Source organism: Halomonas sp. QHL1 (genome assembly GCF_001882345.1).
GTDB lineage: Bacteria > Pseudomonadota > Gammaproteobacteria > Pseudomonadales > Halomonadaceae > Vreelandella.
In genome coordinates this window covers 1114720-1126449 of the sequence record NZ_MINL01000001.1, presented here as the reverse complement: position 1 = coordinate 1126449, position 11730 = coordinate 1114720, and the positions used below count along the sequence as shown (strand labels likewise).

At 51.8% G+C, this 11730-nt stretch carries 11 protein-coding genes; 4 read left to right on the top strand and 7 right to left on the bottom strand.

What is annotated here, in order from left to right:
* Positions 1 to 898: 898 nt before the first annotated feature.
* Positions 899 to 2242, bottom strand: coding sequence for an alginate export family protein (locus QHL1GM_RS05120; RefSeq protein WP_083570974.1), 1344 nt, complete (start codon positions 2240 to 2242; stop codon positions 899 to 901).
* Positions 2243 to 2865: 623 nt separating this feature from the next.
* Here QHL1GM_RS05120 and QHL1GM_RS05115 point away from each other — a divergent pair.
* A complete protein-coding gene (locus tag QHL1GM_RS05115; RefSeq protein WP_071693503.1) occupies positions 2866 to 4332 on the top strand; it encodes a cobyric acid synthase in 1467 nt (488 codons plus the stop codon).
* Here QHL1GM_RS05115 and QHL1GM_RS05110 read toward each other — a convergent pair.
* On the bottom strand, positions 4292 to 4690 hold the full coding sequence (locus tag QHL1GM_RS05110; RefSeq protein ID WP_071693502.1) for a RidA family protein: 399 nt from the start codon (positions 4688 to 4690) through the stop codon (positions 4292 to 4294). The genes QHL1GM_RS05115 and QHL1GM_RS05110 overlap by 41 nt on opposite strands.
* A gap of 171 nt (positions 4691 to 4861) precedes the next feature.
* Here QHL1GM_RS05110 and QHL1GM_RS05105 point away from each other — a divergent pair, with 171 nt between their 5' ends.
* Together QHL1GM_RS05105 and QHL1GM_RS05100 are read left to right on the top strand one after the other, a co-directional pair.
* Positions 4862 to 5425: a hypothetical protein gene (locus QHL1GM_RS05105; RefSeq protein WP_071693501.1), complete on the top strand. Its 564-nt coding sequence runs from the start codon at positions 4862 to 4864 to the stop codon at positions 5423 to 5425.
* A gap of 124 nt (positions 5426 to 5549) precedes the next feature.
* On the top strand, positions 5550 to 6083 hold the full coding sequence (locus QHL1GM_RS05100) for a cytochrome b (RefSeq protein ID WP_071693500.1): 534 nt from the start codon (positions 5550 to 5552) through the stop codon (positions 6081 to 6083).
* Between the two features lie 5 nt (positions 6084 to 6088).
* Here the strand turns inward: QHL1GM_RS05100 and QHL1GM_RS05095 are convergent, their stop codons facing one another.
* From QHL1GM_RS05095 to QHL1GM_RS05085, 3 genes are all read right to left on the bottom strand, one after another.
* Entirely contained in the window at positions 6089 to 7270 is a 1182-nt protein-coding gene (locus QHL1GM_RS05095; RefSeq protein WP_071693499.1) for a VWA domain-containing protein, read from the bottom strand.
* A 3-nt stretch (positions 7271 to 7273) separates the two neighbouring features.
* A complete protein-coding gene (locus QHL1GM_RS05090; RefSeq protein ID WP_071693498.1) occupies positions 7274 to 8128 on the bottom strand; it encodes a MoxR family ATPase in 855 nt (284 codons plus the stop codon).
* Positions 8129 to 8329: 201 nt separating this feature from the next.
* On the bottom strand, positions 8330 to 8530 hold the full coding sequence (locus QHL1GM_RS05085) for a hypothetical protein (RefSeq protein WP_071693497.1): 201 nt from the start codon (positions 8528 to 8530) through the stop codon (positions 8330 to 8332).
* Between the two features lie 213 nt (positions 8531 to 8743).
* On the opposite strand from QHL1GM_RS05085, the gene QHL1GM_RS05080 reads away from it, so the two are divergent.
* The gene (locus tag QHL1GM_RS05080; RefSeq protein WP_175540353.1) at positions 8744 to 9340 is read left to right on the top strand and encodes an OmpW family protein; all 597 of its coding nucleotides are present in this window, start codon (positions 8744 to 8746) and stop codon (positions 9338 to 9340) included.
* A 118-nt stretch (positions 9341 to 9458) separates the two neighbouring features.
* Here QHL1GM_RS05080 and pepQ read toward each other — a convergent pair whose 3' ends face one another.
* Together pepQ and QHL1GM_RS05070 are read right to left on the bottom strand one after the other, a co-directional pair.
* Positions 9459 to 10757 carry a Xaa-Pro dipeptidase gene (gene pepQ / locus QHL1GM_RS05075; protein WP_071693495.1) on the bottom strand — a complete coding sequence of 433 codons (1299 nt, stop codon included), beginning with the start codon at positions 10755 to 10757 and terminating at the stop codon, positions 9459 to 9461.
* A 45-nt stretch (positions 10758 to 10802) separates the two neighbouring features.
* Entirely contained in the window at positions 10803 to 11714 is a 912-nt protein-coding gene (locus QHL1GM_RS05070; protein WP_071693494.1) for a LysR family transcriptional regulator, read from the bottom strand.
* Positions 11715 to 11730 lie beyond the last annotated feature (16 nt).

Here is an 11730-nt window from a genome sequence, read left to right as displayed (position 1 = left end):
CCATTCACCAAACCCATTCTTTTTTTATCCGAGAATGAGATATCTAATTATTAATAGTGAGCTTCCTTGATTCTTTGATTTTCAAGACCAAGCAATCCACCGCATCTCAATTGAGATGCGTTAACACTATGCTTGCATTGCATTAGTTGCCTTTACGTCGAATAACTTATAGTGCAGAAAATGATCACCAGCAAAGAAAATTTGCGCAGCAAACACACTCATAAATAAACTCAAACAATCATTGCTTTAGTTGACCTTTTCTACTACTGATTCTCAAGAAACAACGGATAATGGAAAGTTTTATACAATAAAATAATTATTGTAAAACTATGCCTAAACAGGTAAGCATTGTTATCATTTTTGTTAACATTATAAAAATATTCATTAACAATGAAATATTCGCGTACGCAGAGTAAATCAAAAATGTTGAACAATTTTTTCTTGATAACAGGGGATAGGTTAACAATACAAGCACATCGCCGTGTGTCTCTCAGGGCTTGTTGATTAGCTACCAGCAGGCCCTGGTATCAGGGTGAGCATCCACAAAGCCTGAGGTATCGACGTCAGCAAGCAGGAGCCCGATTGCGCCTGGTTGCGCGATGAGGCAACCGGCAAGGTCAAGACTCGAGCATTTGCTAACCGCCGGCAAGATTTTCCCCGCCTGTTTGAATGGCTTGATCACCAGGCTGGCGAGCCGCGTGATCGGCTGCACATCCTGCTGGAAACTACCGGCATCTATAACGAAACACTGGCTTACTGGTTGTATGCTGAGGGGCGGCCTTGGGGGCGGCGATACGGAAGCTGTTCCACATCGTTTATGGCGTCCTCAAGACCCAAACCGAATATCGGTCACAAACCATCTGATGCTGGGTTTGTGACCGGGTAGGAGAGATGGTATCTAGAAGCTGTATTCAATGCCCATCACTAATGAGTATGTATTACTGGCAGAAGCGCCGAAAGCATCACCCGGAATAAAGTAACCAAACTTGGATCTCAATCTGACATTCGAAAACTCGTGATAACCGATAACCAGGTCTATTGCTTGACCCACATCCCGGCTCTCACCGTTTGGCGGGACCAAAAACAATGCACCTTCGATAAAGTCATTTGAAGCCACATCCTGTTGATACTTATGGTAAATCAGGTCGATGGAGCTCTGCTGACTTGGACGGATGCCGAGCCCAGCGGTAAATATACGAAGATTGCTTAATTCAGGGTCTAAGGTTTCACCATAATAGCTGAAATCTTGTACTCCGTTAAAACGGTACGAGTTATCCTGAAGACCTGTCTGTCGAAACTGACGGTCTACATTATCATTGAGATCGGAATCTCCACTCCCAAAGGCATATGCAAGGGTTAGCGATGGCTCAAGAGGAGCCTTAAAGCGATAAGTTCCACCAATATCGAACCCGTAACCTTGCAAAGGAGTGGAGCCATCGCGCCCACGCATATGAGCCATCTCAAGCCAATAGTCAAGAACATCCGTTACAGTTCCACTAGCTTGCAGGCCGAAGAACCTTGGATTATCTGAATCTTCGGAGTAGTCGTCGCGAACAAGAGCATAAGCTCCTACAAGGTGCTCTTCCGCCACTTGATAACTACCGTAAAGGATATAATTATTGACACGCTCATCAGAAGTGTCATCCTCAAATAGATCTTCTCTGTAGAGACGCTCGCGACTGGCTGACAACTCTACTAAAAAATTTTCCAGTTCGTAAAATGCCCTGATGCCGTCCAATTCTTCTACGTACAACCACTCTCGAGTATCATAGAACCCCTGACGACCGACTCGAAATGACAACCCCTCTACCACCTCATCAACATCAACATCCAGATAAAGTTGTGTCAAACTGAGAGTATATTCATTTTCTTCTAGCTCACTATCGCGTTCACGTTCCACTACATGCCATCCCTCTCCCAGAATTTCTAAATAACCTTCTATATTTTCACTGAACTGAAAATCAACTCCCAACCCGATTTCGGGCATTAGTGCCGACAAATCATCAGACGTTCTATCATCGAGATCGCGATTTGCGAGGCGTTCATAGCTGAGATCTAACCATACCTCGGTCCAGAAGCGATCACTAGCTGACGACTCTTCCACTTGATCGGCAAGCAGGAGTGTAGAAGCGCCCATCAAATGGCAACATATAACAGTGGCTTGGATTTTGAACGTCTTCTTCCATCGATGAAAAAGCTTTACATGAAGGATAAATCGGAGCGGATGTGAATTGCATGTCATGCTCTAGCACCCCCGAGGAAGACATCATTGACTACTGATTCGCATTGCGAGGCTGTTGGTCAGCCGAACAAGCGTCCACTTACGGTCACGCTGGAGCGTGAACATGTTGTACAACGGCACTGGGTTCTGTTTGAGCATGTGCCAGGAATCGCCGGGGGTCAACCTTGCTGGCTACGCTCGCTCTGTTAATTACGTATGTCCTAGCGGATGGCAAAAATCAGTCTTGTAAAACATTCGAACGTTTAAATTAGGGAAGCTCTATAGTGATCTCGCCGCTGCTGCCTGGCTGTCAACGACGGGGTACATTCTGAACTTTCTGCTAACGATTAATATAGCCAACTGATGAAGCAGGGCTCGTTCGCCGAGGCTGAGCACCAGAACAAGAAGAAGGTCACCCGCCGAGACAGGTTCCTGGTGCAGATAAATGAATACACATTTAGTAGGAGCAACGAGATGGGATCGTTAGCGGATAAGGCAGCTATAGCGAAGCGGTGGACTTAGCGCCCTGATGGAAGATCTTAGCTATTAAGTTGCTTAGCTAGGCTTCATACGTCACTACTCATTGCACCACTTAGCGCCTCCCGCTAAAGTCTCGCTCTTGTTCACCTGGGCGAGACCTCTTTATGGCCACACTGATGATTCAAGGCACCACCTCGGATGCAGGTAAAAGCACCGTGGTGGCTGCTCTTTGCCGCGTGCTGGCAAGGCGTGGAGTATCGGTGGCGCCGTTTAAACCCCAGAACATGGCGTTGAATAGCGCGGTGACTGAGGATGGCGGTGAAATTGGCCGCTCTACGGCCTTACAAGCACAAGCCTGCTATTTGGCACCCCACAGCGATATGAATCCGGTACTGCTAAAGCCGGAAACCGACCGCGGCGCCCAGGTGATTTTGCGCGGTAAGGTGCATGGCCATATGGATGCCCTGGATTACCACGCCTATAAACGCACCGCGAAAGAGAGCGTGATGGCGGCATGGCAGGCGTTGGAAAGCCGCTTTGATGTGATTATTGCCGAAGGCGCTGGCAGCCCCGCTGAAATCAACCTACGTGAGGGCGATATCGCCAATATGGGCTTTGCTGAAGCGGCTGACTGTCCAGTATTACTCGTCGGTGATATTGATCGTGGTGGGGTATTCGCCCAATTGGTGGGTACGCTAGCGCTATTGAGCGAGAGCGAACAGGCGCGCACCAAGGGCTTTATTGTCAACCGCTTTCGGGGTGATATTGCGCTGCTCAATCCTGGACTTGAGTGGCTCGAGGAGCGCACTGGAAAACCTGTACTGGGCACGTTGCCTTATTTACAAGGCTTGGTGCTCGATTCGGAAGATAGTATTGGCTTAACCCACGCCGAAAAGGCTAGCCAGACGCTTAACGTGATCGTTCCCGCGCTACCGCGTATCAGTAACCACACCGACTTTGACCCCCTGCGTTTGCACCCGCAGGTATCGCTGACGTTTGTGGGGCCCGACCAGCCGATACCCGCCGCCGATGTGATCATTCTGCCCGGTAGTAAAAGTACTGCCAGTGATCTTGAATGGCTGAAACGCCAGGGCTGGGATAAGGCAATCCAGCGCCATCTGCGTTACGGCGGGAAGATGTTGGGTATTTGCGGTGGCTTTCAGATGCTGGGCGAGAAGGTGGATGACCCAGAAGGTTTGGAGGGGAAGCCAGGAACAGTAGCGGGATTGGGGTTTTTATCCCTCACAACGCGCATGGTCGCTGGCAAGCAACTTCGCAACGTGAGTGGCTTAACCGTGGCAGAGGGCGCTACTGTCACAGGGTATGAGATTCATAACGGCATTAGTGAAGGCCAGGCGCTTTGTTCGCCGCTATTTGAAATAGACGGACGACCAGAAGGCGCGGTCAGTGAGGATGGCCAAATCATTGGTACTTACCTGCACGGGTTATTTGATCTCCCGGAGGCCTGCCAAGCTCTACTAAAGCAGTTGGGCATGGTTAATGGAGAGCAGAGCGACTATCAAGCTCACCGTGAGCGTGAGCTTGACCGTTTAGCCGATATGTTGGAAACCCACATTGATATCGAGACGGTTATTGCGCTGATTGATGCTGGCGCTTCGCCATCACAGTAATTTCAATACTGCTGCCACCGCAGATATTGGGGGATTCGGTGCAAGTGCGGGCAGGGTAGTGCCCAGGCTCAAAGTACTCAGCGTAAACACTATCCATGTCTTGGATGGCGTGAAGGTCAGTGAGATGGATATCCACCCGCACTATGTCTGCAAGGCTACCACCTTCCATTTCAAGCATCCGCGAGAGTGAACGCATCACAAGGCGAGTCTCTTCTTTAACGTCGCCTCGGGCAGCATGACCATTTGAAAGGTCGGCGACGGTCAGCCCGGAGATAAAGATGTAGTGATCATCGACTACCATGTGACTACCGGGGAAATTTGGTGTGGGCATGGTAGGGTCATTCATAAAGGTGGGCATACTAGCTCCTTCTAAGTGATGTTCACGCTTACAGTTCTCTTCGACAGATTGTTAACAGTAGTGTTCAGTATCAGTAAAAATGAATGGACGTCGCGGTGAGGCACGTCGCGCTGTCAAAACGGTGATGTTTGCTCTAGGCTTGCGGGTTTTTAGTCGGTGAGGATGATTCAAATGAAGGTCGTACACGTTAACGCAGAGGCCCAGCGCAACGCCTGTCTGGCGCGATTATGCGCTGAGGTTTACGGACAAGAGTCGGGTCTTACGCCGCTGGTCGTGTTCACCGGCACCTGCAGTGTGTTTTTTCCGCAAGAAGCAGCGCGGCTGTTTGCTGCTGTTGATGGACTGGGTAAACCTCAAGCGCTGGCGCTGCTAGTGCTGGACGAGGAGGGCGAAGGCATGACGGTGACTCATGCCTGCGCGCTTGACCAAGCAGACGCCCAGCAGCGTTTGATCAGCGAGCTGACTCTGAAAGCGCCGCTACGTGTCGAAGTGGATAACGCCGAACAAGAGGCGTTCTATCAAAAAAGTGGCATTAAGCGCTGGTTCGGCGGGGTGGATGGAAAGCGTATTGGCTTGGGCGCTCGCCACCCAGCCAAGAGTGTTAGCGAACTGGCACCCACCCTGGTTTTGGATGAAGCGCTCATTTTACGCCGCTTTAAACATGACCCTAAGGCGTTTGAAGCTGCCAAACAGGCCTTTTTGAAGGGTTTAAACGATTTTCCACAAACGCTTTAATCGCCATCAGAAAACGCTGCGTTCCAATTGATGCAACCAAGTTGCACGGTGTTGTCATGTTTTTTCCGTGTTAGCCCGATAAAATGAGCATTACGACTAGCTTATTAAAAGAAGGGAGAAGCTCATGGCATTACCGATAATGGATAACAGCCAACGTTATGGTGCGATTAGCCGCTTGTTGCACTGGGGGATGGCGCTGCTGTTTGCTTGGCAGTTTACTAGCGCTACGGCGCACTGGCTGTTACCCGACACCCCCTTTGAAGAGTTCTTCTGGGGAACCCATTACCCGGTGGGTGTATTGCTACTTACCTTAGTCGTGCTGAGAGTGATATGGGCTATAGCCAATGCGTCGCGTCGCCCGCCATCGGTGAGCGTTATGTCAAAGTTGGGCCATCTTGCGCTCTACGGCTTGATGATCGCGATTCCGACGATTGCGCTTATTCGCCAGTACGGTTCGGGCCGTTCGCTTGAGGTATTTGGCATTACGCTGATGTCAGGTTTTGAGGGCGAGGAGATCACCTGGATGACGGATCTCGGCAGTTTGCTTCACGGTGAGCTGGGTTGGACACTGTTGGCGCTGATCGTAGGGCACGTCGTGATGGCCATTTTGCATCGCAAACTGACTCACCACGATGTGCTGACGCGCATGGCCAGATAAGTAAGCTACTTCTTTGCTAGCTCGCGCATGGCGGTTTCCAGGCCCTCCATGGTCATGGGGTACATACGGTCTTCGATAATCTCGCGAATGAGCGTAGTCGAGTAGGTGTACTCCCAGGCTCGGGGCGGCATCGGGTTAAGCCACGCTAGGCGGGGAAACGTTTCGCATAAACGCTTAAGCCAAACGCCGCCCGCTTCGTCGTTGAAGTGCTCGACGCTGCCGCCGGGGTGGGTGACCTCATAGGGAGACATGGCCGCGTCACCGACAATCACGACTTGGTAATCCGCACCGTAGGTGTGCAAAACATCCATGGTCGGGATCCGCTCGTTACCCCGACGAATATTGTTTCGCCAAACTCCTTCGTAAAGGCAGTTATGGAAGTAGTAGTGCTCCAGATGCTTGAACTCTGAGCGGGCGGCAGAAAAAAGCTCTTCGCAGACGCGTATATGGTCATCCATCGAGCCGCCCACATCCAAAAACAGCAGCACCTTCACCGCGTTATGGCGCTCTGGGCGCATCTGCACGTTGAGTAGCCCGGCGTCCTTGGCGGTTTCACGGATGGTGCTATCCACGTCAAACTCATCTAATGCCCCTTGGCGGGCAAACTTGCGCAGGCGGCGTAGCGCCATTTTGATATTGCGCGTGCCTAACTCCAGGGAATCATCGTAATCACGGAAGCGCCGCTCGTCCCAGACCTTGGTGGCACGGCGGTGACGAGAGCCATCCTGACCAATGCGAATGCCTTCCGGGTTGTAGCCGTAGGCGCCAAAGGGGCTGGTGCCGCCGGTACCGATCCACTTGTTGCCCCCCGCGTGGCGCTCTTTTTGCTCCTCCAGGCGTTTTTTGAACGTCTCAATGAGCTCTTCGAGGCCACCCAGGGATTCGATTTTGGCTTTCTCTTCTTCCGTTAGCTGCTTCTCAAACTCCCGGCGCAGCCACTCATCGGGGATCAGCGCCTCAATGGCGGCGTCCATGTCCTCAAGGCCTTTAAACCAGGCGGCGAAGGCGCGATCAAAGCGGTCAAAGTGGCGCTCGTCTTTGACCATCACCGTGCGGGCCACCTTATAGAAGGCCTCCATGTCTGCGAACACAACACCGCGTTCCACCACGGAGTGAAGATCCAGCAGCTCGCGTAGCGATACCGGAACGCCCGCACGTTTTAGTGTTTCAAATAGGCCAATAAACATGGCTTAGCGGCCTGTGCCTTTCTGGCGACGAATCATAAACGCCAGGCGTTCCAGCAGTTGGGTGTCCTGCTCGTTTTTGACCAAGGCGCCGGCCATGGGCGGCAGCGCTTTGGCCGGGTCACGGTTATAGAGCGCCTCTTGAGCAATATTGTCAGCCATCAGTAGCTTGAGCCAATCGACTAGTTCTGACGTGGAAGGCTTTTTCTTCAGGCCTGGCGCTTTACGTAGCTCAAAAAACACCTCTAGAGCTTCGCTGACCAGCTTGGGCGCAATCGCCGGAAAGTGCACATCGACAATCGCCTGCATGGTCTCGCGGTCGGGGAATTCGATGTAGTGGAAAAAACAGCGACGCAGAAAGGCATCCGGCAGCTCTTTTTCGTTGTTTGAGGTGATGATGATAATCGGGCGCTGTTCAGCGCGAATGGTCTCACCGGTCTCATAAACGTGAAACTCCATACGATCCAGCTCTTGTAGCAGGTCGTTGGGGAATTCGATATCGGCCTTATCGATCTCGTCGATCAGTAGCACCACCCGTTGATTGGCGGTAAAGGCTTCCCAAAGCTTGCCGGGCTTGATGTAGTTGGCAACGTTCTCTACGCCTTCAACGCCAAGCTGAGAGTCACGCAGGCGGCTGACGGCATCGTACTCGTATAAACCCTGGGCCGCCTTGGTGCTGGATTTGATATGCCAGGTAATCAACTGAGTATCGAGAGACTCGGCCAACTCTTCAGCCAGCAGGGTTTTGCCGGTGCCCGGCTCGCCCTTGATCAATAGCGGCCGCTCAAGCACCACGGCAGCATTCACCGCCTGCTTAAGCGCATCGGTTGCGATATAGGAAGAAGTGGAATCAAACGCCATGGGAGAGCCTCGGCTTGTCGGAAGCGGGGTTATGAAAGGATAAATGGATTCAAACAAGTGTACGTGAGGGCCACCCTCCAGGCCAAGGGGGATGGGCCGCCCTTAATGGCCATGGCTATATTGATACTTTGTGATGCAAAAAAGCTTCACAGCGCGCAATGCTGGTGCATTTTATATGTTGCAGTGCGTTGGGAGTTGATACTAAATAAGTAATTTTTGTATAAAATTTTGTTTTTTATAGATTTTTAAAAAAATGGCACGCAGATCGCAGTATATGGCAAAGGATGAGTGAATAGAGTGGCTAGGTCCAGGATCTAACTTACGACGTAAAGCTTCTCTCCCTTCTTCATTCATGTCGCTACCATCTAGTAGTGATAAACCGAGTGAGCTGGCGTGCTCCACCTGGGTCCCCTTCGGGGGGCCTTTTTTTAAGCCTGGATTTTATGTCTGAATTGCATGTATAGAAAAACTATCAGGGGGATAGTTTCTTATAACAATATTTTACAAGCAATTTGGAAACAGTGTTCGTATACTAAGCTCTGTACAGGAAAGTTGGATAGCAACTACCGCAATCCCAAGCGCAAGGAACTGCGCTGCATACAGAGGATGACCCTGATGAGTAATATGAAACTGATTTCTGCCGCTGTTATCACCGCTAGTTTCGCACTGGCAAGCCAAGCGGCACTCGCTTATAACGCTGGTGACGTATTCGTTCGTGGCGGCGTTGCCCAAACGGACACGGGTTCAGGTAATGGTGACGTGGCTGGTGATCAACTCAGTGTAGATGATGCACGGGGATTCACTTTCGGTGCTGGCTACCTGTTTACCGACAAGGTTGGCGTTGAACTGAATAGCTCAGAGAAATTTGAGCACGATATCAGCACCGCTACTGGTGGCGATTTAGGTAGTGTTGATCGCCTCCCGGTTAACCTATTGGTTAACTACTACCCGATGGGCGGCCTGGATTCACGTATACAGCCCTACGTTGGTGCTGGCCTTAACTACACACGTTTCTCCGGCGAGCCAAGTGGTGTGAGCATTGAAGAGAGCTACGGTGCTATCGGTCAAGTGGGTATCGATCTGGCCGTAACCAACAACATCATGCTTAATGGTTACGCAAGCTACGCTGACGTGAATTCGGATATCAATGTTGGTGGTGAAGTCGACATCGAACCTGTCACCGTTGGCGGTGGTATTACTTACCGCTTCTAAGCTTTATTTGCCTAAGTGCCATTTAATTCAATACCGTTTGGTACTTGGTAATCAATCAACGCCCGGCCTTGTGCCGGGCGTTGCTCGTTTGAGGCAATAGAAAACATTGCTGAATTGCTCAGCGTGTTAGGTTGTCAAAACCACTCTCCGTCACCGCCACATTATCTTCGATACGAATGCCACCGCAGGATGAGAGTTGGTCGACCAAACTCCAGTTAATTGGCAGTGAGGTGTTGCGCAGTGGTGCGAGAAGCATGGCAATGAAATAGAGCCCAGGCTCAATGGTAACGACCATGCCAGGGCGAAGAGCGCGTGTAAGTCGCAGCGCTGGGTGCTGCTCTGGCGCTGGGGCGGGAGTACCATCAGGGTGGCGTAATCCGGCCACATCGTGCACTTGAAGACCAAGAGAGTGCCCCAGCCCATGAGGGCAGAATGCCCGCGTAACGCCTTCGGCAACCGCTTGTTCGGCGGTGCCTTTAAACAGATCGCTAGCCACCAATATTTCACCCAGGTGGTGGTGCATCTGTTCGTGCAGTGCCACAAAGCTAACCCCCGGGGCTACGCCTTTGACTAACTCATCTTTCAGCCCATGCATGGCGGTGACTAGTTCGCCAAACGCTGCGGGAGCGTCGGGGCCCGCATAAGTACGTGTGATATCGGCGCAGTAACCGCGAAAGCGTCGACCTGCATCGACTAGCAGGCTGTAGCGCTGCTTAGGCGCGTTAAGGTCGTAGTGTTGATAATGCAGCACGCCTGCATGCTCATTTAAACCAATAATATTTTGGTAAGGCACGTTTGATTCGCGCTGACGACTGGCCCCTAGATAAGCCAACTGAATATCCAACTCACCGGATGCGCCAATAAAAGCTGCCTGGCTTGCTTGATGGCCCGCTATCGCTAAACGGTTGGCTTCACGAATGCAGGCGATCTCATAGGGCGTTTTAATCAGCCGTAATTCATCAAGGGCATGCACTATTTGCTCAGGGTGACACTCAGCTTTTAGCGCCTGCCGGATGTTGCTGGCAAGACGGTCAATATCGCCAATGACGGCGGCATTTCCCGAAAGCGGTGGGGTGATTTTCTCGCTGCAGAAGTGGATATCAAACGCGGCTACCCAGGGCTCTTCGGGTAGGTGAGTAGGCAAGTGCCAAAAATCGGCTGGCGCATACAAGTACAGCTGTGGGCGCTTTTCTGGCTGAATAATCAACCAGCTATGCTGCACATCGGCTAACCCCACCCAGTGCATGAAATGCCCGTAGGTTTGAAAAGGGGGCGCGTGGTCATCAGCAAAGTGTACGCTGGTATGACCACTGTAAATTGCCAGACTATCAAACCCGTGGTCGGTCAAAATATCCGAATAAGCACGCTGCAGGTGCGCTATATGCTCACGTTGCAGGTCAAATAGGGTGGTTGACATACAAAACTGTGCCCTCTCTTAAGTAAGCATTTCTCAAATGCGGGTTCATAGACGGGGCGGCGCAAGTTCGCTCCACAGGCTATCCAGCTCCGCGTGGCGATGATTTTGATGGCGGTATAGCCGTAGCTCCATGGGCACATCCCAGCGACTATCGCCCGCTCTTACCAGTGTACCTTGGGCAAGCTCTGCAGCGACGTTGCGCTCTGGTAACCAACTCATGCCGTAACCAAGTAACACCAGCTCTTTAATACCCGCCGCGTAAAGGTTTTCACTCTGCGCGGTTAAATAGGTAGTTTGGGAGAGTCTGGCTAGGTGCGCTTTAACCGCAGACCCCAACAACCCACGCTTTGGGTAGGCAAGCCAAGGCAATGGCTGGTGGCGCGACCCTGGCAGCAATGCCCGCGGTTCTCCCTCTGGGTTTAATCCAGTCACTGGGATCAGTCTTTCATGACCAATCACACGATAGTTGCAGGCGCTGGTGTCAATATCCAGATCACAGCGCCCAATCGGCCAGTAGCAGATAGCCAGGTCGCACTCGGCGCGCGCTAAGGCTTGAAAGTAGTCGTTGGCCACCCAGCCAGTCGCCCGCAAATACGGCTGTACGCGATCTTGCCACCCGGTAGACGCCAGCCATTCAGGTAAAAAGTGCGGCAGCAAGCTCTGTGGCGCTGCGACCATAATACGCCGCTGCTGGCCGGCGTTAATTTCGCGTACGCGGTCACGGGTCAGGCGCACTCGCTCGGTCACCTGTTCGCACAGGGTCAAAAACTCCTCCCCGGCCGGGGTGAGCGAAAGCGGCAGCGTTTGACGATTGATCAGCGTTACGCCCATCTCCTCCTCAAGCAGTTTAATCCGCCGGGAGAAGGTGGGCTGTGTAACGTTTTGATCATCTGCTGCGCGTGAGAAGTGCCGCGTTCTGGCCAGGGCGATAAAATCTTCTAGCCAGCGAATTTCCATGCTCTACCTCTCAGCG

Bases quoted from the DNA above. Each gene is read 5' to 3' on its own strand.
- pepQ (WP_071693495.1), bottom strand. From the start codon at position 10,757: ATGTCAACCACCCTATTTGACCTGCAACGTGAGCATATAGCGCACCTG.
- QHL1GM_RS05120 (WP_083570974.1), bottom strand. From the start codon at position 2,242: ATGACATGCAATTCACATCCGCTCCGATTTATCCTTCATGTAAAGCTT.
- QHL1GM_RS05105 (WP_071693501.1), top strand. From the start codon at position 4,862: ATGAAGGTCGTACACGTTAACGCAGAGGCCCAGCGCAACGCCTGTCTG.
- QHL1GM_RS05100 (WP_071693500.1), top strand. From the start codon at position 5,550: ATGGCATTACCGATAATGGATAACAGCCAACGTTATGGTGCGATTAGC.
- QHL1GM_RS05080 (WP_175540353.1), top strand. From the start codon at position 8,744: ATGAGTAATATGAAACTGATTTCTGCCGCTGTTATCACCGCTAGTTTC.
- QHL1GM_RS05110 (WP_071693502.1), bottom strand. From the start codon at position 4,690: ATGCCCACCTTTATGAATGACCCTACCATGCCCACACCAAATTTCCCC.
- QHL1GM_RS05070 (WP_071693494.1), bottom strand. From the start codon at position 11,714: ATGGAAATTCGCTGGCTAGAAGATTTTATCGCCCTGGCCAGAACGCGG.
- QHL1GM_RS05115 (WP_071693503.1), top strand. From the start codon at position 2,866: ATGGCCACACTGATGATTCAAGGCACCACCTCGGATGCAGGTAAAAGC.
- QHL1GM_RS05095 (WP_071693499.1), bottom strand. From the start codon at position 7,270: ATGTTTATTGGCCTATTTGAAACACTAAAACGTGCGGGCGTTCCGGTA.
- QHL1GM_RS05090 (WP_071693498.1), bottom strand. From the start codon at position 8,128: ATGGCGTTTGATTCCACTTCTTCCTATATCGCAACCGATGCGCTTAAG.